At 45.9% G+C, this 23,173-nt stretch carries 19 protein-coding genes and 3 tRNA genes; 14 read left to right on the top strand and 8 right to left on the bottom strand.

Annotated features, from left to right (window positions below; translation table 11 throughout):
- Positions 1 to 17: 17 nt before the first annotated feature.
- Complete coding sequence (gene purL, locus ACIQZ3_RS00575) at positions 18 to 4,049, top strand: phosphoribosylformylglycinamidine synthase (RefSeq protein ID WP_397389648.1); 4,032 nt, start codon at positions 18 to 20, stop codon at positions 4,047 to 4,049.
- A gap of 3 nt (positions 4,050 to 4,052) precedes the next feature.
- On the top strand, positions 4,053 to 4,829 hold the full coding sequence (locus ACIQZ3_RS00570; RefSeq protein WP_397389647.1) for a spermidine synthase: 777 nt from the start codon (positions 4,053 to 4,055) through the stop codon (positions 4,827 to 4,829).
- Between the two features lie 74 nt (positions 4,830 to 4,903).
- Here the strand turns inward: ACIQZ3_RS00570 and ACIQZ3_RS00565 are convergent, their stop codons facing one another.
- Entirely contained in the window at positions 4,904 to 7,489 is a 2,586-nt protein-coding gene (locus ACIQZ3_RS00565; RefSeq protein WP_397389646.1) for a bifunctional aconitate hydratase 2/2-methylisocitrate dehydratase, read from the bottom strand.
- A gap of 389 nt (positions 7,490 to 7,878) precedes the next feature.
- Here ACIQZ3_RS00565 and ACIQZ3_RS00560 point away from each other — a divergent pair, with 389 nt between their 5' ends.
- From ACIQZ3_RS00560 to ftsB, 4 genes are read left to right on the top strand one after another with little or no spacing between them, the layout of a single operon-like run.
- Complete coding sequence (locus tag ACIQZ3_RS00560) at positions 7,879 to 9,540, top strand: CTP synthase (RefSeq protein ID WP_397389645.1); 1,662 nt, start codon at positions 7,879 to 7,881, stop codon at positions 9,538 to 9,540.
- 9 nt (positions 9,541 to 9,549) lie between these two features.
- Positions 9,550 to 10,413, top strand: coding sequence for a 3-deoxy-8-phosphooctulonate synthase (gene kdsA, locus ACIQZ3_RS00555; protein ID WP_397389644.1), 864 nt, complete (start codon positions 9,550 to 9,552; stop codon positions 10,411 to 10,413).
- 36 nt (positions 10,414 to 10,449) lie between these two features.
- On the top strand, positions 10,450 to 11,736 hold the full coding sequence (gene eno, locus ACIQZ3_RS00550) for a phosphopyruvate hydratase (protein WP_216272022.1): 1,287 nt from the start codon (positions 10,450 to 10,452) through the stop codon (positions 11,734 to 11,736).
- Positions 11,737 to 11,757: 21 nt separating this feature from the next.
- On the top strand, positions 11,758 to 12,084 hold the full coding sequence (gene ftsB, locus ACIQZ3_RS00545) for a cell division protein FtsB (protein WP_397389643.1): 327 nt from the start codon (positions 11,758 to 11,760) through the stop codon (positions 12,082 to 12,084).
- A gap of 7 nt (positions 12,085 to 12,091) precedes the next feature.
- Here the strand turns inward: ftsB and ACIQZ3_RS00540 are convergent, their stop codons facing one another.
- On the bottom strand, positions 12,092 to 13,057 hold the full coding sequence (locus tag ACIQZ3_RS00540) for an Hsp33 family molecular chaperone HslO (RefSeq protein WP_397389642.1): 966 nt from the start codon (positions 13,055 to 13,057) through the stop codon (positions 12,092 to 12,094).
- A 69-nt stretch (positions 13,058 to 13,126) separates the two neighbouring features.
- On the opposite strand from ACIQZ3_RS00540, the gene gltX reads away from it, so the two are divergent.
- The 4 genes from gltX to ACIQZ3_RS00520 all read left to right on the top strand — a co-directional run bounded on the left by gltX (position 13,127) and on the right by ACIQZ3_RS00520 (position 14,937).
- Entirely contained in the window at positions 13,127 to 14,530 is a 1,404-nt protein-coding gene (gene gltX, locus ACIQZ3_RS00535; protein WP_397389641.1) for a glutamate--tRNA ligase, read from the top strand.
- 81 nt (positions 14,531 to 14,611) lie between these two features.
- Positions 14,612 to 14,687, top strand: a tRNA-Ala gene (locus ACIQZ3_RS00530).
- Positions 14,688 to 14,727: 40 nt separating this feature from the next.
- Positions 14,728 to 14,803, top strand: a tRNA-Glu gene (locus tag ACIQZ3_RS00525).
- Between the two features lie 57 nt (positions 14,804 to 14,860).
- Positions 14,861 to 14,937: transfer RNA gene (locus ACIQZ3_RS00520), tRNA-Asp, on the top strand.
- Between the two features lie 53 nt (positions 14,938 to 14,990).
- Here ACIQZ3_RS00520 and ACIQZ3_RS00515 read toward each other — a convergent pair.
- Positions 14,991 to 15,713, bottom strand: a complete 723-nt coding sequence (locus tag ACIQZ3_RS00515) for a M48 family metallopeptidase (protein WP_397389640.1) — start codon at positions 15,711 to 15,713, stop codon at positions 14,991 to 14,993.
- Between the two features lie 139 nt (positions 15,714 to 15,852).
- Complete coding sequence (locus ACIQZ3_RS00510; protein WP_397389639.1) at positions 15,853 to 16,452, bottom strand: hypothetical protein; 600 nt, start codon at positions 16,450 to 16,452, stop codon at positions 15,853 to 15,855.
- Between the two features lie 152 nt (positions 16,453 to 16,604).
- Between ACIQZ3_RS00510 and hyi the strand changes: the two genes are divergently transcribed.
- The 4 genes from hyi to ACIQZ3_RS00490 are packed head-to-tail and all read left to right on the top strand — an operon-like array spanning position 16,605 to position 19,903.
- The gene (hyi, locus tag ACIQZ3_RS00505; protein ID WP_397389638.1) at positions 16,605 to 17,387 is read left to right on the top strand and encodes a hydroxypyruvate isomerase; all 783 of its coding nucleotides are present in this window, start codon (positions 16,605 to 16,607) and stop codon (positions 17,385 to 17,387) included.
- A 13-nt stretch (positions 17,388 to 17,400) separates the two neighbouring features.
- Positions 17,401 to 18,297 carry a 2-hydroxy-3-oxopropionate reductase gene (locus tag ACIQZ3_RS00500; protein WP_397389637.1) on the top strand — a complete coding sequence of 299 codons (897 nt, stop codon included), beginning with the start codon at positions 17,401 to 17,403 and terminating at the stop codon, positions 18,295 to 18,297.
- Between the two features lie 9 nt (positions 18,298 to 18,306).
- A complete protein-coding gene (locus ACIQZ3_RS00495) occupies positions 18,307 to 18,894 on the top strand; it encodes a YqiA/YcfP family alpha/beta fold hydrolase (RefSeq protein WP_397389636.1) in 588 nt (195 codons plus the stop codon).
- Positions 18,895 to 18,898: 4 nt separating this feature from the next.
- A complete protein-coding gene (locus ACIQZ3_RS00490) occupies positions 18,899 to 19,903 on the top strand; it encodes a DUF3108 domain-containing protein (protein WP_397389635.1) in 1,005 nt (334 codons plus the stop codon).
- A gap of 27 nt (positions 19,904 to 19,930) precedes the next feature.
- Here the strand turns inward: ACIQZ3_RS00490 and ACIQZ3_RS00485 are convergent, their stop codons facing one another.
- The 4 genes from ACIQZ3_RS00485 to ACIQZ3_RS00470 form a co-directional block, all read right to left on the bottom strand.
- Positions 19,931 to 20,470: an ion channel gene (locus ACIQZ3_RS00485; protein ID WP_397389634.1), complete on the bottom strand. Its 540-nt coding sequence runs from the start codon at positions 20,468 to 20,470 to the stop codon at positions 19,931 to 19,933.
- An 85-nt stretch (positions 20,471 to 20,555) separates the two neighbouring features.
- Positions 20,556 to 21,257 (bottom strand): ankyrin repeat domain-containing protein, encoded by a 702-nt coding sequence (locus ACIQZ3_RS00480; RefSeq protein ID WP_397389633.1) that lies wholly within the window; start codon positions 21,255 to 21,257, stop codon positions 20,556 to 20,558.
- Positions 21,254 to 22,042, bottom strand: a complete 789-nt coding sequence (locus ACIQZ3_RS00475) for a TatD family hydrolase (protein ID WP_397389632.1) — start codon at positions 22,040 to 22,042, stop codon at positions 21,254 to 21,256. Before ACIQZ3_RS00475 ends, ACIQZ3_RS00480 begins: the two co-directional genes overlap by 4 nt.
- A gap of 11 nt (positions 22,043 to 22,053) precedes the next feature.
- Positions 22,054 to 23,127, bottom strand: coding sequence for a DNA polymerase III subunit delta' (locus ACIQZ3_RS00470; RefSeq protein ID WP_397389631.1), 1,074 nt, complete (start codon positions 23,125 to 23,127; stop codon positions 22,054 to 22,056).
- Positions 23,128 to 23,173: the final 46 nt, after the last annotated feature.

Here is a 23,173-nt window from a genome sequence, read left to right as displayed (position 1 = left end):
AACCTTATAATCTTGGCATGTCATCATTCTGTTGCTTGCCCGGGGCAAATGCCCTTTCAGCCTTCCGCCAACAGCGACTTTTAGCTTCGCTCGCAGCCCAAGGAATTCAACTTGAGTCCATTGAGGCTCAATACCTTCATTTCGTTTGGTCTGAGTCAGAACTCAATGCCAAAGACAGAGAGGTGCTCGAGAGTCTTCTGACTTACGGCCAACCTTTCATAACTCAGTTGAAGGGCGGCTCCTTATTTAGTAAAGCCGCAGATAAACAATCTGCGATTGCCATTCCCCGATTTGGCACAGTTTCTCCATGGGCTAGTAAAGCAACTGATATTGCGCGTCAATGTGGACTTCAAGTTTTACGTATTGAGCGTGGTGTTCAATATGCATGGCAGAGCAAAAAAGCACTCAGCACAGAGCAAGAGCAATTGGTATTGACAGCTTTGCATGATCGGATGACCGAGGCGGTTATCTCAGATATCAATGAAGCTAGTGCTTTGTATCAATCTCTACCTGACCGCCCATTTGTTCGCATCCCGGTATTAACCGAGGGAAGGGCCGCTTTAGATAAAGCAAATCAAGAGCTAGGTCTCGCCTTGTCAGAAGATGAGGTGCTTTATCTCGTTGAGAATTTCATTCGCTTAGAACGCAATCCGAGTGATGTTGAATTAATTATGTTTGCCCAAGCGAATAGCGAGCATTGCCGTCACAAGATTTTCAACTCTAGTTGGACTATCGATGGCGATGATCAAGAGAAATCTCTATTTGCGATGATTCGCAATACGCATCAACTTCAGCCAGAAGGCACGATCGTTGCCTACTCCGACAACTCAGCGGTGATGGTGGGAGCCGAGTCAGAAACTTGGTCATCCAAAGGCGAGGGTCGTCGTTACGAAAAAGACACACGTTTAGTACATACCTTGATGAAGGTAGAGACACACAATCACCCAACAGCAATTGCTCCGTTCCCTGGCGCCTCTACAGGTGCTGGTGGCGAGATTCGTGATGAAGGTGCGACTGGTGTTGGTGGGCGCCCTAAGGCAGGTCTAACCGGGTTCTCTGTTTCAAACTTGAATATCCCTGGTACTGATTTGCCGTGGGAGTCTGAGAAGTATGGCAAGCCAGAGCGCATTGCCACGCCACTACAAATCATGATTGATGGTCCATTGGGTGGCGCCGCATTTAATAATGAATTTGGTCGCCCCATTCTTGGTGGTTATTTCCGCGTCTTTGAGCAAACCTTAGAAGGTGTTCGTCGTGGTTATCACAAGCCAATCATGATTGCTGGTGGTATTGGTAGTATTGATTCGATTCATACCGCAAAGAAGCAAATTAAAGCGGGGCACTTGTTTATTCAATTGGGTGGCCCTGGTATGCGTATTGGTATGGGTGGCGCAACTGGCAGTTCTGTTGCAACTGGAACCAATACTGCGGATTTAGATTTTGATTCTGTCCAACGCGGCAACCCTGAAATGGAACGTCGTGCACAAGAAGTGATCAATTCTTGTATCGCAATGGGTCAGGGCAATCCTATTGTTTCTATTCATGACGTCGGTGCAGGCGGTATTTCTAATGCATTCCCAGAGCTAGCCGATGGTGCCGGCTTAGGCGCACAATTTCAGTTGCGCAAGGTACCGCTTGAGGAAAGCGGCATGAGTCCTGCTGAGATTTGGTGTAACGAATCTCAAGAGCGTTATGTTCTAGCAATTGAAGCCAAAGATTTGGAGCTTTTCAAATCTATGTGTGAGCGCGAACGATGCCCATTTGCTGTAGTTGGTGAGGCAACAGTTGAGCGTCAGCTTCAGTTAAGTGATAGTAAAGAAGCTGCTGGTACCGATGCTGCTATGCCGATTGATATGCCAATGGAAGTATTGCTTGGCAAGCCACCGCGTATGCATCGTGATGTGACGCGTATTGCACAAGAGTTTGAAGAGTTAAATGTTACTGACGCCGATCTTGCCCAATGCATTGCTTGGGTTCTGCAGCAACCAACAGTTGCTAGCAAATCCTTCTTAATTACTATTGGCGATCGTACCGTTGGCGGTCTCAATGCTCGTGATCCATTTGTTGGGCCATGGCAAGTTCCTGTTGCGGACTGTGCAGTTACCTTGATGGATTACAAGGGCTACCGTGGTGAAGTAATGACCATGGGCGAGCGCACTCCATTGGCTGTGATTGATGCACCAGCTGCCGCCAAGATGGCCGTTGGTGAAGCTATTACCAATCTATTGGCTGCAGATATTCGTCGCTTAGAAGACGTCAAGCTTTCTGCTAATTGGATGGCTGCTTGTGGTGCACCCGGAGAAGATGCAAAGCTGTATGACTCCGTTAAAGCAATTGGCATGGATTTATGCCCAGCGCTTGGAATTTCTATTCCAGTTGGTAAAGATTCTTTATCGATGGCAACTGCATGGCAAGAGGGTGATCAAGCCAAGAAAGTGGTTTCCCCGGTTTCACTCATTATTTCTGCTTTTGCTGCAGTTCAGGACGTTCGTAAAACCACAACGCCTTTACTTAAACTCAAAGATGAGTCTGGAGCAGCATTAGAAACTGAATTAATTTTGATTGACTTGGGCCGCGGTAAAAACCGGATGGCTGGAAGCATTCTGGCTCAAGTACTTAACCAATCCGGTAAATCAACCCCTAATGTAGACAACCCAGAAGATCTGAAAGCGCTTGCTAATGCCATCATTGAGCTGCGTAAAGCTGATCAGTTGCTGGCTTACCATGACCGTTCTGACGGCGGCTTGTTTGCCTGTATTGCAGAGATGGCTTTTGCATCGCATACCGGCATTTCAATGAATGTCGACATGATTGCTGTTGATGTTGGCCAAGAGGCTGACTGGGGTGATGCTAAGAACTGGGCGCAACAGGTGTCCGGTCGACGTCATGGGCAAACCCTACGCGCTTTATTTAATGAAGAGCTTGGTGCGGTAATTCAGATTCGTAAAGCAGATCGCGATGCAGTATTTGCTGTGTTGCGTAAATTGAACCTGAGCGCCTACAGCCATGTGATTGCAAAACCAAATACCAATGGTCGCATTGAAATTTGGCGTGATGCGAAAAATATCTTTGCTGAGCCACGCGAAGTCCTGCAAAAGATGTGGGCTAACACGAGTTATCAGATCGCTCGCTTACGCGATAACCCAGATTGTGCTGATAGTGAGTTTGCGCTACTCGATAACGTTGCAGATACTGGAATGTCGCCAAAGCTGACATTTGATATTGCGGACGATATTGCGGCACCATTCATTAATAAGAATGCTAGACCTACAGTCGCTATCTTGCGCGAGCAGGGTGTTAACTCTCATGTAGAGATGGCTTATGCCATGAATTGGGCTGGCTTTGATAGCTATGACGTTCATATGTCAGACCTGCTTTCAGGTAAATCCAAGTTAGATGATTTCCGTGGCCTAGTTGCCTGCGGTGGATTTAGCTATGGAGATGTATTGGGTGCCGGCGAGGGTTGGGCGAAGACCATTCTCTTTAATGCTCAATTACGCGATCAGTTCTCCTCATTCTTTAATCGCCAGGATAGTTTTGCATTAGGCGTCTGTAATGGTTGCCAAATGATGAGTAATCTAGCGGGAATCATTCCTGGCGCTGAAGCCTGGCCTAAATTTACCCGCAATCAATCCGAGCAGTACGAGGCTCGATTAGTGATGGCCGAAGTGACGACATCGCCTTCTATCTTCACTCAAGGCATGACAGGAAGTCAGCTTCCGATTGCTATTGCGCATGGCGAGGGCTTTGCTAACTTTAGCCAGCAAGGTAATTTGGAGACACTTCAGAAACAAGGGTTGGCTGCTCTACGTTTTGTAGATCACCAAGGTAACCCAACTGAAACTTATCCAATGAACCCAAATGGTTCACCTGGCGGCTTGACTGGGGTTACTACTCCTGATGGTCGCTTCACAGTCATGATGCCGCATCCTGAGCGTGTCTTTAGGGCCGTACAGATGAGCTGGGCGCCAAGTGAATGGCTCGACACTCCAGATGGTGCTAGCCCATGGATGCGCCTATTCCGCAACGCTAGAGTTTGGGCGAAATAATTAATGTCTGATTCATCCATGGCGATGGAGCCAGTCACGTTTTCTGAGAGTGGTGGGGTGCGTTATTTGCACTTTGGTAGCGAGTTGATTCAGGGTGCAATGCGAATTCGTGATCCAGATGAGATTTATCTGGAATACAACCAGCAAATGATGGCTTGGTTACTTTTCTTGGAAACTAGGCCGGGTATGCGCATTGCTCAACTCGGCTTGGGTACTGGTGCACTGACAAAGTTTGCTCATCGCCATTGCCCGGCTGTAAAAACTACGGTTGTTGAGCTCAATCCTGCTGTGATTGTTTCTGCTCGCAGCATGTTTTTTACGCCCGATGATGATCGCCGTCTAGAGACATTGCAAGCTGATGCCAAGGCTTTTGTTCAGAACAAGAAGAATCAGGATCGCTTTGATGCAGTTCAGGTTGATTTATATGACGCTATTTGTGATGGCCCGGCCGCTAGTTCCTTGGAGTTCTACAAGGGTTGTTACGACATTCTCAAGTCACCTGGCGTACTAACGGTGAATTTGTTTTCTCGTCATAAGAGCTTTGATATTAATTTAAATAATATCTGTGAAGCATTTAATAACCGGGTTTTACTCTTTCCAGAGTCCCATGATTGTAATGTGGTTGCAATTGCGTTCAAAGGACCTCAATTGGATGTGGAGTGGAAAGAAGTTTCCAGGCGCGCCAAATTAATTATGGAAAAAACAGGCCTGCCAACTAATAATTGGGCTTCTGGTTTGAATCGTGAAAATGCCCATCAAGATAATAAGCTTTGCATCTAATCAAATTTAGATAAGAAAAAAGGCGATCAACTGATCGCCTTTTTTACTGCCCCAAACTTCGGGGCTGCTGATACTTAGATTGTTACTGTGTCAGCAACATCACTGAATGACTTAATCTTGTCAAAGTTCATATATTTATAAACTTCGCCAGATTTGGCATTCAAGGACTCAACTTGCTCGAAATATTCCTGAGGCGTTGGTAGGCGACCCAAGAGTGCTGCAACTGCTGATAGCTCAGCAGAAGCCAAATACACACGAGTATCGATACCTAAACGATTCGGGAAGTTACGTGTTGATGTAGAAACTGCTGTCGAGCCTTTACGGATTTGAGCCTGGTTACCCATACAGAGTGAGCAGCCTGGAGTTTCCATGCGAGCACCTGTTGCACCCAGAATGCCGTAATAGCCTTCTTCGGTCAAAATCATCTGGTCCATCTTGGTTGGAGGGGCTACCCATAAGCGAGTAGGCATATCCTTTTTGCCCTGAAGAACTTGACCTGCAGCGCGGAAGTGGCCGATGTTTGTCATGCAAGAACCGATAAATACTTCGTCGATTTTCTCGCCAGAAACTTCAGATAGGAACTTCACATCGTCTGGATCGTTAGGGCATGCCAAGATCGGTTCTTTGATCTCGCTCATATCAATTTCAATAATCTCTGTGTACTGAGCATCAGCGTCTGCCTTAAGCAAATCAGGTTTAGCAATCCAAGCTTCCATCGCCTTGATACGACGACCCAAAGTGCGCTTATCTTCATAACCATTGGCAATCATCCACTTCATCAAAGTGATGTTAGAGCGCATGTACTCAATGATTGGCTCTTTACTGAGGGCAATTGCACAACCTGCAGCTGAACGCTCTGCTGAAGCATCGGACAATTCAAATGCTTGTTCAACTTTGAGGTCAGGCAAACCTTCGATTTCTAAGATGCGGCCAGAGAAAATATTCTTCTTATTTTGTTTTTCAACAGTCAACAGGCCTTTCTTGATGGCATACAAAGGAATCGCATTCACCAAGTCACGCAAAGTGATACCAGGCTGCATTTTTCCTTTGAAGCGAATCAATACAGACTCAGGCATATCCAAAGGCATTACGCCAGTAGCTGCAGCAAAGGCAACTAAGCCAGAGCCGGCAGGGAAGGAGATGCCGATTGGAAAACGAGTATGGCTATCGCCACCAGTACCACAGGTATCAGGCAAGAGTAAGCGGTTTAACCAGCTGTGAATCACGCCATCACCTGGACGTAATGCAACACCACCGCGGTTAGTCATAAATGCTGGCAACTCATGGTGAGTGCGAATATCAACTGGTTTTGGGTAAGCAGATGTATGGCAGAAAGATTGCATTACCAAGTCGGCAGAGAAGCCTAAGCAAGCCAAGTCTTTCAATTCATCACGGGTCATCGGACCAGTGGTGTCTTGTGAACCAACAGTAGTCATGTGTGGCTCGCAATAAGTATCTGGGCGTACGCCTTGACCTTCTGGCAATCCACAAGCACGACCAACCATCTTTTGCGCCAAGCTGAAACCTTTTTTGTTATCAGGCGGGCTAACGGGAATGCGGAATTCTGTAGAAGCTGGCAAGCCAAGTGCAGCACGAGCCTTAGCTGTGAGACCACGACCGACGATCAAAGGAATACGACCGCCTGCACGAACTTCATCCAAGATCACTGGTGACTTAAGTGAGAAAGCAGCAATTTCTTTACCGTTCTTAAATGCCTTACCTTCGTATGGACGCAATTCAATTTCGTCGCCCATATTCATATCGGAAACATCTAGCTCAATTGGTAGTGCGCCAGCATCTTCCATCGTATTAAAGAAGATTGGAGCAATTTTTGTACCTAAGCAAACACCACCAAAGCGTTTATTTGGAACAAATGGGATATCTTGGCCAGTCCACCACAGCACGGAGTTTGTTGCAGATTTACGTGAAGATCCTGTACCAACAACGTCTCCAACGTAGGCAATTTGATTGCCTTTCTTCTGGAGAGCTTCGATTTGTTTCATCGGGCCACGAACACCAGCCTCGTCTGGCTCAATGCCTGGACGTGGATTCTTCAGCATGATGGTTGCATGCAATGGAATATCTGGACGACTCCATGCGTCAGGAGCAGGTGAGAGGTCGTCGGTATTGGTTTCGCCAGTAACTTTAAATACGGTGAGCTTCATACTCTCTGGAACGGCGGGGCGGCTAGTAAACCACTCGGCATCAGCCCAGCTTTGCAGAACACCCTGAGCCTCTGTATTCCCTTTTTCAGCTAACTCTTGTACGTCATGGAAATAGTCAAACATCAACAAAGTCTTTTTCAAGGCTGCTGCTGCAGTAGCTGCACACTCTGAATCAGAGAGCAATTCAACCAATGGCTTAATGTTGTAACCGCCAAGCATGGTACCCAAAAGCTCAGTAGCTTTGATGCGTGAAATCAAAGGGGACTTCTCAGTTCCTTTAGCAACAGCATCCAAAAATTCTGCTTTAACTTTAGCTGCTTCATCAACACCAGCGGGAACACGATTGGTAATGAGTTCAAGTAATTCCGCTTCCTTACCCCTTGGTGGATTTTTAAGCAAACCAACTAGTTCAGCGGTTTGATCTTTAGTCAGGGGGAGGGCTGGAATTCCAAGGGCTGCGCGTTCGGCAACTTGGGCGTTATAGGCTTCTAGCATCGTATTTCCTATCGGGTAAGAGTTATCAACTTAAGGCTCGGCAGGGCTTTATTCCCTATCCAGTCTATTGTAATTGGTAATTCATGTCTTATATAAGACTTAATTGCTAAAAGTTCTCAAAAAATGCCCTAAAAAAGGGCTAAATAGGGGTTAATTCGGATAAATCGTAAATTTTGAATAAATCAACACTATTGGAAGAGGGGGATTAGATCTGGTTAATGATGGATTTGTGGGTGGTTAAAGAGTCTCAATATGGGAAGATATTGCCCATAAAACAGGCAAGTATTTCAGTGAACTAGCTGACAGCCTCAGAGCTATTGGGCGCACCAAGAATTTATCCCTAGAGAGTCGCTATCGTTATAATTACTTTTTCCAACAGAGCTTAAGCGATGACCAAATACGTTTTTGTCACTGGTGGTGTGGTTTCTTCTTTAGGGAAAGGAATCGCAGCTGCCTCGCTTGCCGCGATTCTTGAATCCCGCGGCCTGAAAGTCACCCTCCTAAAATTAGACCCTTATATCAACGTTGATCCTGGGACCATGAGCCCACTTCAACATGGCGAAGTCTTTGTTACTGAAGATGGCGCGGAAACTGACCTCGATCTTGGACATTACGAGCGTTTTGTCTCTGCAAAGATGCGTAAGAGCAATAACTTTACGACTGGCCAGATCTACGAATCTGTCATTAGCAAAGAGCGACGCGGTGAATATCTAGGCAAGACAGTTCAAGTGATTCCTCATATTACGAATGAGATTCAAGCATTCGTAGAGCGCGGCGCAAAAGCAAGTCACGACGGTAAAGCTGACATTGCTATTTGTGAGATCGGTGGAACAGTGGGTGATATTGAATCCCTCCCATTCCTTGAGGCAGCTCGTCAAATGAGCATTCGCCTACCAAGGCACAGCTGTGCCTTTGTACACCTTACTTTGGTACCTTACCTGAGTAGCGCTGGCGAATTAAAAACTAAGCCGACCCAGCACTCCGTCCAGAAGCTTCGTGAAATTGGCATCATGCCAACCGTACTCTTATGCCGTGCAGACCGTCCAATTCCAGAAGATGAGCGCGCAAAGATTTCGCTGTTCTCTAACGTACGGGAAGAGGCTGTAATTTCGGTATGGGATGTTGATACCATCTATAAGATTCCTGAGATGCTTCAAGCCCAGGGTATGGACGATTTGATTTGTCGCGAGTTAGATATCGAGGCTAAGCCTGCAGATTTATCTGTATGGGCAAATCTTGTTTACGAACTAGCCAATCCACAACACGAAGTTACCATTGGTATGGTTGGCAAGTATGTTGAGCTAACTGAATCCTATAAATCTTTGATCGAAGCTTTACGTCATGCAGGTATTCATAATCACGCACGGGTAAATATCAACTACATTGATTCTGAATCGATTGAAAAGGATGGTGTAGATTGTCTTCAGAATTTAGATGCGATTTTAGTTCCGGGTGGTTTTGGTAAGCGCGGAACCGAAGGTAAGGTTGCTGCCATTCGTTATGCCCGTGAGAACAATGTTCCTTACCTGGGTATCTGCTTGGGTATGCAGTTAGCTGTGATCGAATTCGCGCGTCATGTTGCCAATATTGCTCAGGCAAATAGCACGGAGTTTGATCCCGAAACAGAGAGCCCAGTTGTTGCTTTGATTGCTGAGTGGGTTGATCGCGAAGGTCGCGTTGAGAGGCGTACTAATGATTCCGATCTAGGTGGAACTATGCGTTTAGGCTCACAACGTTGTCCTGTGAAGTCAGGCACTTTGGCCCATGAAATCTATGGTCCCGAGGTGAATGAGCGTCACCGCCATCGCTATGAAGTGAATAACGTCTACGTACCACGTCTTGAGAAGTCTGGCCTGATTATTTCTGCGAGAACTCCTAACGAATCCTTGCCTGAAATGATGGAGTTGCCCAAAGCAATGCACCCTTGGTTCTTTGGTGTCCAGTTCCATCCAGAGTTCACATCAACTCCACGTGATGGACATCCATTGTTTTCTGCTTTTATTAAGGCGTCATTGATTCATCAAGCTGCTTCCCAAAAGCAAGCAGCCTAGGAGATCGTTATGAGTGCATTTAAGTTATGTGGTTTCGATGTTGGCTTGGATCATCGCTTTTTTCTCATTGCAGGTCCTTGCGTTATTGAGTCCGAACAATCTGCTTTAGATATTGCTGGCGAGCTCAAAGAAATTACTTCTGCACTAGGCATTCCATTTATCTATAAGTCATCTTTTGATAAAGCCAATCGCTCATCCGGTACTTCCTTCCGTGGCTTAGGCATGGAAAAGGGGCTCGAGATACTGGCACGTGTAAAACGTGAAATTGGCGTGCCGGTTTTGACCGATATCCATGACATCAGCGAAATTACCCCAGTATCAAAAGTGGTAGATGTTCTTCAGACCCCAGCCTTTTTATGCAGACAAACTGATTTCATTCGAGCCTGCGCTCAGAGCGGTAAGCCGGTGAATTTTAAGAAGGGTCAATTCTTATCTCCACATGAAATGCTGAACGTAATTGATAAAGCACGCGCAGCAGCCGCTGAAATGAACCTGGCAGATCAGTTTATGGTTTGCGAACGTGGTGCTTCTTTCGGCTACAACAACTTAGTTTCAGATATGCGTAGCTTGGCAATTTTGCGTGAAGCAAAGGCGCCGGTTGTTTTTGATGCGACGCATTCAGTTCAGCTTCCTGGCGGTCAAGGTAATGCGAGTGGTGGGCAGCGGGAGTTTGTTCCTGTATTGGCTCGTGCTGCTGTTGCAGTGGGTATTAGTGGCTTATTCATGGAAACACATCCAGATCCAGCAAAAGCACTTTCTGATGGCCCCAATGCTGTACCGCTTAACCGCATGAAAGAACTGTTGGAATCTCTAGTTGCAATTGATTCTGTTGTTAAGAAGCCCGGATCATTTTTAGAAGATAGTTTTAAGTAACACCCCCAAATTCATTTTTTACTTAGGAGAAGGTGCATGAGCGCCATTGTTGACATCATCGGTAGAGAAGTTTTAGATTCACGCGGCAACCCAACGGTTGAGTGCGATGTGTTGCTTGAATCTGGCGTCATGGGACGTGCTGCAGTGCCATCAGGCGCTTCAACTGGTTCGCGCGAAGCTATTGAGCTCCGTGATGGAGATAAAGCGCGTTACCTAGGTAAGGGCGTTCTTAAGGCGGTTCAAAATATCAATATCGAGATTGCTGAATCTATCTTAGGTCTTGATGCTAGCGAACAAGCTTTCCTTGATCACACCTTAATTGAATTAGATGGAACTCATAACAAAGCTCGCTTAGGCGCTAACGCAACTTTAGCTGTCTCTATGGCTGTGGCACGTGCTGCTGCAGAAGAAGCTGGCTTGCCTTTGTATCGCTATTTTGGCGGATCTGGCGGCATGCAATTGCCAGTGCCAATGATGAACATCGTCAATGGTGGCGCGCACGCCAATAACAGCTTGGATATTCAAGAATTTATGGTGATGCCAGTTGGCGCTCAAAGTTTCCGTGAAGCCCTGCGTTGTGGCGCAGAAATTTTCCATGAGCTGAAGAAAATTTTAGGTGCGCAAGGTATGCCAACTACTGTTGGAGATGAGGGTGGGTTTGCCCCGAACTTCAAGAGTAATCAAGAGTGCTTACAGACCATCATGAAGGCCATTGAAGGTGCTGGTTATCAAGCTGGTGAAGATGTCTTATTGGCTTTGGACTGCGCTGCTAGTGAGTTCTATAAAGATGGTAAGTACCATTTATCAGGTGAAGGCTTGCAGCTGACTTCTAGTGAATTCTCAGACTACCTCGGTAACTTAGCTGACCAATTCCCGATCGTATCCATTGAAGATGGAATGCATGAGAGTGACTGGGATGGATGGGCTGACATTACCCAAAAATTGGGTAAGAAAATCCAATTGGTTGGAGATGATCTCTTTGTTACTAACACGCGCATTCTTAAAGAGGGTATCGAGAAGGGCATTGCCAACTCCATCCTCATTAAGATTAATCAAATTGGTACATTGACAGAGACCTTTGCTGCGATTGAAATGGCTAAGCGTGCTAATTACACTGCAGTCATTTCTCACCGCTCTGGTGAAACAGAAGACAGCACGATTGCTGATATTGCCGTTGGTACGAATGCTGGCCAGATTAAGACGGGCTCACTGTCTCGCTCTGATCGCATTGCTAAGTACAACCAATTGCTGCGTATCGAAGAAGATTTGGGTGATGTTGCTACTTATCCAGGTAAATCTGTTTTCTACAACCTTAAGCGCTAATTAGTAGCAACTTTATTTCTTATGCGGATTGTCATCTACTCTATGCTGCTATTGCTTATCGCAATACAGTACCCACTGTGGTTGGGTAAGGGTGGATGGCTTAAGGTTTACGATATGGAAAAACAGCTTGAGTTACAGCAGGCCAAAAATAGCTTGCTGAGCTTACGCAATGCAAAACTTACTGGTGATGTTAAGGATTTAAAAGACGGTACCCGCGCCATTGAAGAGCGAGCTCGTGTTGAGCACGGCATGATTAAGGAAGGCGAGTTCTTCGTGCAAATTCTGCCAACCGAAAAATCAGCTGCTAATGCTGCGGATGGGGTGAAACCAACAACTACCAAGCAATAACTACTGCCTAATGTCCGCTTGATGGCGGTCTTGTAGCATCAGCCAATAAGTCTGTTTTAAATACTTGCCTGCAATCAACAGCATCAAAGCGATAGGCTTTTGCGCAAAAATCACACTCAGTTTCTACAGCACCTTGTTCGGCAAGAATGCTTTCAACCCCCTCTTCGCCAAGCATTCTAAGGACATCAGCAACCTTAGCGCGGGAGCACCGGCACCCAAAGCGAACAGGGCGTGCCGGAAAGCTGCGAACACCACTTTCGGCGGATTCCTCTAAAAACAGACGGCGGAGAATGGTTTCTGGGGATAGGGTTAATAACTCTTCATTGGTGATGGTTTCACCAAGCGTCTGAATTCTTGTCCATCCCTCTGCGGCAAGCTGAGGATCTAGATGGGCATGGCCGCCAGAATCGGGTAATCGCTGCAAAAGCAATCCACCAACATGGGTATCGTTTGATGCCAGCCAAATACGGGTATCTAACTGCTCTGAATTTTGCATGTACAAAGCGATGGCCTCAGCAGCGCTAGTAACGGGCTTAATGACCGCACCACGATGCTCTTGAAGCGCCACAATGCCTTGATAGGGTGGTTGACCGGGCTGACGGTCAGATGGGTCAAGAGTGATTACGAGGCGGCCTGTATTGTCCGCATCCAGTAACTCACCAAGGGTGGCTTCGGGATCAATGCTGGCAGCATCAACAGAGAGCTTAACGGTAGCTCGCATCGTCAGATCAGACTTGCATTCGACAACCAGAAGCTGGATAGGGCCTTTGCTTTGGGCTTGAATAATCAAGGTTCCATCAAATTTGAGGCTGGCACTTAAGAGCGTCGCTGCGCCTACGAAATCACCTAGGATTCGCCGTATGACAGGGGGGTCATTACGGCGCTCTAAAACGGCCTGCCAGGCACTGCTAATAGAAACAATTTCCCCGCGGACTGGGGCGCCATCACACATAAAGACAAGTAATTCATTCATAGGTGAAAGTATCCACTTTTTTTGAGAGCTAGGGTGCTAAATGATGAAATCCTAGGCCAACCTGAGATAATGGCATTTATGCATATACGTACACGTTTCGCCCCTAGTCCAACGGGCTTCATTCATTTGGGCAACCTTCGCAGCGCTTTGTATCCGTGGGCTTTTGCCCGTCACAACAAAGGCGATTTCATTTTGCGTATCGAGGATACCGATCTAGAGCGCTCTACCCAAGAGGCGGTTGACGTCATTATTGAAGGCATGGCCTGGCTTGGCCTAGATTTAGATGAAGGTCCGATTTATCAAATGCAACGCATTGATCGTTATCGTGCAGTCGTTAAGCAGATGCTAGATGCTGGACTTGCTTACCCTTGCTATATGAGTGAGGAAGAGCTCAATAAGCTGCGCGATCAACAGATGGCCAATAAGGAAAAGCCTCGCTACAACGGGCAATGGAGACCTGAGCCAGGTAAAACTTTGCCAGAAGTTCCGGATGGCGTTTTGCCGGTGATTCGCTTTAAGAATCCTATTGGCGGATCCGTTATTTGGGACGATGCAGTTAAAGGCAAAATTGAAATTAGCAACGATGAGTTAGACGATTTGGTGATTGCTCGTCCTGATGGCACGCCAACCTATAACTTTTGCGTTGTAGTGGACGACCTTGATATGAACATCACACACGTAATTCGCGGTGATGATCATGTGAATAACACGCCACGCCAAATTAATATCATGAAGGCGCTTGGTGGCGCGCCGCCGGTGTACGCCCATTTGCCAACAGTCTTAAATGACTCTGGCGAAAAAATGAGTAAGCGCAATGGCGCTATGAGCGTTCGTGATTATCAAAAAGCCGGATACTTGCCTGAGGCTATTCTGAATTACCTTGCAAGGCTAGGGTGGTCTCATGGTGATGCGGAGATATTCACGAAAGAGCAGTTTGTGAATTGGTTTGACTTGGACAGCCTTGGTAAATCGCCAGCACAACATAATCCTGAAAAATTGCTTTGGCTGAATCATCAATACATTCAGAATTCGGATCCAGCAATTCTTGCTGAGGCAACTAAGCCATTTGCACATGAGTTAGGTATTGATACAGAAAATGGTCCAGACTTTATTCAAGCGGTAGCGCTGTTGAAGGACCGTGCAAATACCCTGATTGAAATAGCTGAAGGAGCAAAGCTTTTTTACTTGCCTGCACCAACGCACAATGCTGAACAAATCGCCGCAAATATCCCAGCTGAAATCATTCCAGCACTAAAAGATTTAATTGAAGCGGTGAAATCTGCTGAACATACAAAAACAGCCTATGGTGCAGCTTTTAAAGAAGTTTTAGCTAAGCATCAGATCAAAATGCCAGCATTAGCAATGCCTGTCCGTTACGCCTTATTTGCTACAATACAGACTCCAGCGATTGATTCTGTCTTGGTGGTTCTGGGTAAGGATGAAGCTTTACAAAGGCTCTCCAAGGTCGTCTAAGATAGAATTTGCGTCCTCCTACAAAAATAGGATAAAATCTTGGATTGTTTTGAGTGTCTTGTAGATTTTTAGCGAGATTACGGGGGTATAGCTCAGCTGGGAGAGCGCTTGCATGGCATGCAAGAGGTCAGCGGTTCGATCCCGCTTATCTCCACCAAGCATTTAAAATAGCAGCATTAGTTTTAGTAGTAGTCCAGGTCCCCATCGTCTAGAGGCCTAGGACATCACCCTTTCACGGTGAGTACGGGGGTTCGAATCCCCCTGGGGACGCCAAATTTTTTGGCTAGTTGTGAGTAGTAAGAAGTGACACAAGTAGCATGCGATGTACTTGGAGCGGTAGTTCAGTTGGTTAGAATATCGGCCTGTCACGCCGAGGGTCGCGGGTTCGAGTCCCGTCCGCTCCGCCAAGTAAGTTTAAAAAGCCCCTGCAGAGGGGCTTTTTTCATTTCAAGAGATCTCTTTACAACTTCTTAGTAGGCGCTGGTTTAGGTGCAGCTTTATACAGAGGTTCAACCGAAGGCATTAGCGCGGTCAATTGCTCAATTCGGGTTTCGCCAGAAGGGTGGGTAGATAAAAACTCTGGAGTGCTCTTATCTTTTGTTGCCTTCAGCATCTTTTGCCAAACACTGATAGCACCCATGGGGTTATAGCCAGCTCTTGCTGCTAGCTCTAAACCGATTGCATCAGCCTCAGATTCATTTTCCCTGGAATTCGGCAGAACAATGGCGTACTGAGCTACTTGGTTTGCGGCGCTCACGGCAGAGCCATAGGGTCCTGCTAACGCCAAGGCAATATTGACCAATACATTTTGAGCTGCTGCTTGAGATACCCGCTCTCTGCCATGTTCTCTTAACGCATGGGCGATTTCATGACCCATAATGGCGGCAATTTCATCATCATTGAGATTGAGTTGTTCAATAATCCCTGTGTAGAAAGTTATCTTTCCACCTGGTGCGCAGCTTGCATTGAGTATTGGCTCATCAATAAGAGTTAAGCGCCAATCCCATTGTCTGGTGTCATCTCGGAAAGCCTCGGTCTGCGGAATGAGTCGATTCGCAATGAACTTCAACCGATCATAGGTAGGTCCTGACGTGACCAATATATTTTTTTCTTTTGCTTTTTGATTTTGCTCGCTATAACTTGCAGCGGAGAGGCGATTTACATCCTCTGAAGAGGCTATCATGAACTGCGATCGATTTACGCCGACAGCTCCAGGCCTGGTGGTATTAGCGCAAGCGGAGAGGAGGGCGGAAACTGCAAGGATCCAAAAGATGCGAACGCTCAAGTGAGATCCCTGCATTTACAACGAATTACTTGACGCCTTATTTCTTTTTAGGCGCTGTAATGGATGCAGCCATAGCATCGAAATAAATTACTTTAACCTGTTCGCCAACATTCACATCAGCTAACAATTGTGAATTCTTTACCGTTACTACAGTAACTTTTCCGCTTGGACCCTTAACTGAAACTAGTTTCTTAGTACCATCAATTGCAACAATGTCAGCAATAATCGTTGTTGTGTTTGTAATGGTGCGAGTTGGCTTTTCGCCAGGCTTAGAAGCTACTTCTGATGAAGTTTCTACTTTGCTACGAATACCATCGCCCTTAGTTTTAATCAGCTCAATTGCTACAGCCAATTCATAAGTAACGCTTAGATGATCACCTTTTTTGATTTGATCAAAATTCTTAATCTCAGGGCCGGCAACAAATTTAGATTCACCTTCATTGTTTTTAAAGAAAATCGTACGAGTTTTCTTATCAATCTTGGTAACTGTGCCTTCATATAGCTGGTAAACATTGTCGCTAACAGCTGCATCCACCACTACGGCATTTGCTGCGCTAGGTGTTTGAGCCATAACAAGCGCTGGGCCTGATAGTAGGGCGGCGGCTACAAGGGTAATTGGGGCGAATTTAATTTTCATAGCTTTCCTTATTATTAAGTGCTCCTATAGAGATATTAGCGTATTTTTATCCCTAATTTGACCTAAAACGCTAACCTTTGGCTCTCAAAGAAATTTATAGGCTTCTTTGATAACATCAGCTCTTTTGCAGCGACTTGATCAAAAGGAATGAGATGCCCCATTTTGCCGCTAACCTCACCATGCTTTTTAATGAAGTTCCATTTTTGGAGCGCTTTGCACTTGCTAAAACTGGCGGGTTTAAAGCTGTCGAATTTCTCTTCCCTTATGAATTTGATGTTCAAGAGATCAAATCCGCTTTAGATAACAACGCACTCAAGCTAGTGCTTCACAATCTGCCTGCTGGCGATTGGAATGCGGGCGAGCGAGGAATTGCCTGTTTACCCGATCGCGTTGCTGAGTTCCGCTCTGGGGTATCCAACGCCATTGAGTACGCAACTATTCTTGAGGTACCCCAATTAAATTGTCTTGCTGGGAAGACTCCGGAAGGATCTGATCCAAAAGTGCTTCTCAACACTTTTGTAGCCAATCTTCAATATGCAGCTCGCGAACTGAAGAAAGTTGGCTTAAAGTTATTGATTGAGCCAATCAATACGTTCGATATTCCTGGCTTTTATCTCTCCAAGACGGAGCAGGGGATTGCCATTTTGGATGCTGTGGGTGCTGATAATGCATTTCTGCAATACGACATCTATCATGCACAACGCATGGAAGGTGAGTTAGGCAGCACCATTCAAAAGCACCTCAGCCGAATAGCGCATATTCAATTGGCTGACAACCCAGGGCGCAATGAACCTGGTACCGGTGAAATCAACTACGAATACCTTTTCGGATTATTAGATCGCCTTGGTTACGACGGCTATATTGGCTGTGAATACAAGCCCCTGAAATCCACCGAAGCTGGCCTAGGATGGATGAGCCAATACGAACAAGAATAAAAAGGGAGACATCATGAGTAAGTTAAAGTTAGGATTTGTTGGTCTCGGGATTATGGGTGCGCCCATGGCGGGTCACTTGGTTGCTGCAGGCCACGAAGTGTTTATCAATACCCGCAGCAAGATTCCAGAAGAAGTATCTAACAGCACTGCAATTTCATGTGCTACCCCCGCAGAAGTTGCCAGAAAGGCAGACATCATCATCACAATGGTGCCGGATACTCCCGATGTTGAAAAAGTGTTATTTGGTGAGAACGGTATTGCTGCCGGATTGAGCAAGGGCAAGATTGTTGTCGATATGAGCTCGATCTCACCAATCGCAACAAAAGAGTTTGCTCAAAAAATTAATGCCCTTGGATGCGAGTATTTGGATGCTCCTGTTTCTGGCGGTCAACTTGGTGCCAAAGGTGCAACGCTCACCATCATGGTGGGTGGCAGCGATGCAACCTTTGCAAAAGTAAAGCCTGTATTTGAATTAATGGGTAAAAACATTACCCTGGTTGGCGCAAATGGTGCCGGTCAAATCACGAAGGTTGCCAATCAAATTATCGTGGCTTTAAATATTGAAGCGGTTGCTGAAGCACTCGTTTTTGCCTCTAAGGCTGGCGCCGATCCCGCCAAAGTTCGTGAAGCATTAATGGGTGGCTTTGCTAGCTCCAAGATTTTGGAGGTTCATGGTGAGCGAATGATTAAACGCACATTTGATCCTGGATTCAGAATTGAGTTACATCAAAAAGATTTAAATCTTGCACTAAGTAGCGCAAAAGCCTTGGGCGTCTCCTTACCCAATACCGCAACTGCTCAAGAATTGTTGAATTCCTGTAGTGCCCATGGTGGCAAGGCTTGGGATCATTCGGCAATGGTAAAGGCCTTAGAGAAAATGGCGAACTTTGAAATTGGTCAGAAGGCTTAAAAGAAGATTATGAGAACGACGCTGTTGGTTTATCTTCATGGCTTTCGCTCATCTCCAAATTCAACTAAGGCGGTGATGACTGGTGAGGCGGTGAGGGCGCTTTCAACGCCTGAAAATGCCTATGAATGGTATTGCCCTCAACTGTTGGCATCTCCTAAAGAAAGTATCGATATGGTGGTTAAACATATCGACAAATCCAAAGTGGACCGCATAGTCATCATCGGATCTTCTCTGGGTGGTTTCTACACAAACTACCTTACTGAGAAATATCAATGCAAAGGTGTTGCCTTAAATCCTGCTGTTTATGCGGCAAGAGAATTAGAGCCCCATGTTGGCATGATGACTGCTTACGATAGTGAAGAGCCATTTCATTTTAAGGCTGAGTACATTGATGAGCTTCGCGCTTTGCAAGTTGATCAGATCACTAATCCAGATCGATATTTTGTAATCGCTGCAAAGGGTGATGAGCTCCTAGACTGGAAAGAGATGTCTGCTTTTTATCCTGAAGCCAAGCAATTGATTCTTGAAGGTAGTGATCATGGTATTGCTGACTACGCCAATCATCTACCAGCAGTAATTGAATTCATCGAGCATTGATTTCTTGATTGATTCACTTGGCAGTTTATTTAAATCTATACGCAGAAGATCACTGTGGATTCTGATTGCTGCCATTTTTCTATCAGTCCTTGGGCACCTGGTTTTATTTGCTGGCCTGCCTTTTATTTCTTTTAGTAGCGCACCTCCCATGGCCGAAGATCTGATTATCAAAACAGATCTTCGTTTTGAGCCTCCTAAAAAGATTCAACTCACATCTACCCCAAAGAAAAAAACTACGCCTAAGAAAACCAATGCTGTATCAGCGGATCCTTTGGAGGATGAGGGCAAAGGAGGGCGGGGGGCATTTGGCAATCAATCTGGTCAGGCATTTCGTCTTCCAGATTCTGGAACCTATTACTTCGATGCCTACGTCGATGGACAACTCTATCAAACTGCGCAATTGGACTGGATTACGGAAGGCAATAACTACCGTTTGTATATCAACATACCTTACGCAGTTGTTGGCCCATTTGTATTCGAATCTCGTGGCTCGGTTGATGCCTACGGAATAGCGCCTTCAATTTACTGGACCCAACGAGGAACGAAACCGCCCCGTTACTCTAGATTTGATCGAGCTCAGAATGGAGCAGGGAAGGTGTACTTTTCTGAGAAGCCAGAATTTACCCCAGATTTACTGCCGGGAACTCAAGATCGATTTAGTCTGATGTTCCAATTTGCCTCACTCTTAAATGGAAGCGACAAAATTGATGAGGCCGGGAGCATTCGGGTGCTTCCCGTGGTGGACTACAACACTCTAGAAATGTGGCAATTCAAAAGCTATGGGGAGGAAGAATCTGAAGCTATTCCAAGTCTAGGAAAGTCAGTGAATCGGCATTACGCTCTCATGCAGCGTGAAAACGATCCATATAAGCGCCAGGTTGATATTTGGCTTGCCAAGGACCTTGATTGGCTGCCCGGCAGAATGCGCTCACTGGAGTCCAGTGGACGCGTTTTAGAGCTAGTCTTCAAGCAGAAGGCGCCTATTGATAAGGCAAAACTTATTAATTAGGCTCGAAACTGTCAATTCAAGCTTTTCTTAGAAGCCAGCGCCGGACTTGGGGTTCTGGTTTGACCGGTTTAGTAAGGCGCCCATCATGGAATACAGGGCTGCCCCTGACATCGATACGGCAAAGATTCCCGAGAACGAGATGATGATGGGCAGGATTCTCCAGCGCTCTGTTACCGTGTAATCTCCATAACCAACCGTGGTGTACATTTCGCCTGCGAAGTAGAAGGTCTGCGGATTGGTTGGGAATACCTGTAAAGCAACGCAAATATAGGACCAGGCCACGATTTCTCCGAAATGGCTGCCGATAATCAACAAAATAGCGATGAAATAAGGCAGGAAATTTGACCCATATACGCGCTTATTTTCGAGTTTGCGATCGAGCCAGTGAAATGCGCCCGCAATCATCAAAACAGCAACACCATGCATTGTCAGCATCAGGCAAGCCAGAATCAATGCAAACCAAATCTCGCTATTGCCCATGTCTGTATTAATCTCGGAGAACAGGGTGCTGAAACTAGGCAAGCTACCAAAGCCAGGAAGTTTCATGAAATGATCAATGAGGTTCATAAGTGGTGCTTATTTGATGATGCTTTCTTAGTCATGTTTCTTATTTGACATAATAATGATTATACGCAAGTAATAGATATGTTACTTATGAAGGAATCTTCTTGGGACCGCCTGGATATGGCTGCTTATAAAGCTTCTCCCAGCGTGAAATCAAACCCTCGCGGATGTCTTCCTTGCTAAATAACGCAGCTACATCGATAGCTGAATAGCCTTCATGATTACGCATAAGCAAGTCAGCACCGTTATCCAACAAGAACTTGATCAGCTGATCATTACCGGAGCTTACTGCCATCATTAATGGCGTTGTTTCACTTTGACTTAAGGCGTTTACTTTGGCTCCATTGGCAACTAAGAATTGAGCAACACTCAGCTTTCCAGTAGTACAGGCGTAATGTAAAGGCGTCCAACCAGACTTATTTACATCCGCCTTCTTTTTGAGCACCAAGGTCTCTACCAAAGGCAATTCACCCTCAATAGAAGCCATCATGAGTGGGTTTTCACCGCTTTTATTGGTTAAATTGACATCTGTAGCTGGGTTAGCCATCAGCAGATCTGCAACCTTGAGAGATTTATCCCGAATGGCAACAATCAGCATCGTATTGCCCTTGGGATCCAATGTATTAGGACTAACGCCAGCCTTAATCAGGGATTGAACCTCTGAAACATCGTCAAATTTAGCCGCTTTAGTGAAATCAGCAATTTGATCTGCAGTTTGAGCAAAAGTAAGGCTTGAGAATCCTAAAAATGCGGCGCATAATGCGCAAATTAATTTAAATGAATTTCTCATGAAAGCGGTCTATTTATATGAAAACATTGGAAAAAGTTACTAGAAGTCTGTTCTGCAAGTGTCTCAATTGAAACGCCCTTCAAATCGGCAATAAATTCACCAACTTTAGAGACCCAGGCAGGCTCATTGGTCTTGCCGCGATATGGAATTGGGGCTAAATACGGTGAGTCCGTTTCGATAAGCATGCGTTCTAAAGGCACTTGCTTGCAAGTTTCCTGAAGGTCTTTGGCGCTCTTAAAGGTCACAATTCCAGAAAAAGAGATGTAAAAGCCCATTTCAATGGCCGCCTTTGCAACCTCAGTAGATTCTGTAAAGCAGTGCATCACGCCACCAATGCGATCAGCGCCCTCTTCTTTTAGGATTCGGAGCGTATCGGCTGAAGAGGAACGCGTATGGATGATGAGAGGCTTTTTAGATGCAATAGCCGCCCTGATATGGGTCCTGAAGCGCTCTCTTTGCCATTCCATGGATTCATAGCTTCTATCGCCCATGCGATAGTAATCAAGCCCAGTTTCACCAATGGCAACGATTTTGGGGTGCTTAGCCTCTTCGACCAGGAATTCAAAGCTAGGCTCTGGCGTATCTTCGTAATCAGGATGAACACCAACGGAGGCATACAAATGGGCATGATCCTCAGCAAGCTTTTTCACACTAGGAAAGTCAGGGATGTCGACTGATACGCAAAGAGCGTGAGTTACCTTGCAGGCGGCCATATTGGCTAAAACCTCAGGTAAGCGAGTTTGAAATTCTGGGAAATCGAGGTGGCAATGGGAGTCTATAAACATGACTCACTATTTTAGTCTTCAAATACCTGCTGGTATTGAGAAAGCAAGGCTTCAAGCTGAATGCGAGTGGCCAGAGGGTGATTTTCATGGCGGCGCGCCTGTATTAAGGACTTCCAGAAACGCAGCAGCTTCGGTAGACGTGCTTCTTTAGTGAGAGTCTTTATCGCCGCTTCATGTTTGGGGTAATAGCGAGGGGAGCCCATTTGAACGCAACTTTGTAGATCAGAGACCCAGCGTTGCATCGTGGCTAACAAAACTGAATAACGTGCTTTTTGTGTCTTATCAGCAGCATCTAGCCAATTAATTCGAGCGCCCTGCGACATCGACTGTAATAAATAACGCGATGCTTGAATTGCAATCGTGAGTTCATCTTTTTCATCTTTATTGTGACGTGCAATTAATGAATCCAAAACGGCATAGGGCGCCCCACCCTGCTCGTCATAAATAGATTCAATATCAGCATCACTAATTTTCATGCCGGTAACTGAGGCGAGCTGATTGCGCAACCAATTCAATCCACTGATTCGATCTGGGCGTGGTGCTGACAACAAACGACAACGCGATCGAATCGTTGGTAAAACGCGATCGAGGCGATCTGCTAGCAAAATAAAGATTGTATTTTTTGGCGGCTCTTCAAGAGATTTAAGTAAGGTATTTGCAGAGTCTGCTCTGAGCATCTCCAATGGATAAACTAAGATGACGCGATTGCCACCACGATGAGTTCCGATTGAAAGACCTTCAATTGCACTTCGCGCATCTTCAATCGAAATACTTTTTTTCTCTTTCTTCTCGGGTGCATCACCATCGCCATCAGCTTGGCTCGACTTTGATTTTTTGGGTGAGTCAGATTCAGGATCCAAATTACCATGCGGCAGGAGTTTGCGATGCGTTTCGGGGACAAGTGCAATAAAGTCTGGATGGTTAGCTGAGTCGAACCACCTGCAAGCCTCACAGTGATTGCAGGGCTTTGCCCCCACAGATGCCTCGCATAAAAGGGCCTTAGCCAACTCGATAGAAAACTCAAACTTGCCAATGCCAGATTGGCCATGAATCAGAACCGCATTGGGAAATGTGGAGAAATTCATTCCATCCCAGACGGGCTCTAGCCAAGGAGCTATTTTTTTAGCGGAC

The organism is Polynucleobacter sp., from assembly GCF_044342855.1.
Taxonomy (GTDB): Bacteria; Pseudomonadota; Gammaproteobacteria; order Burkholderiales; family Burkholderiaceae; genus Polynucleobacter.
Note: the sequence above shows the minus strand (reverse complement) of the source record. Positions and strands in the feature narration are given on the sequence as shown.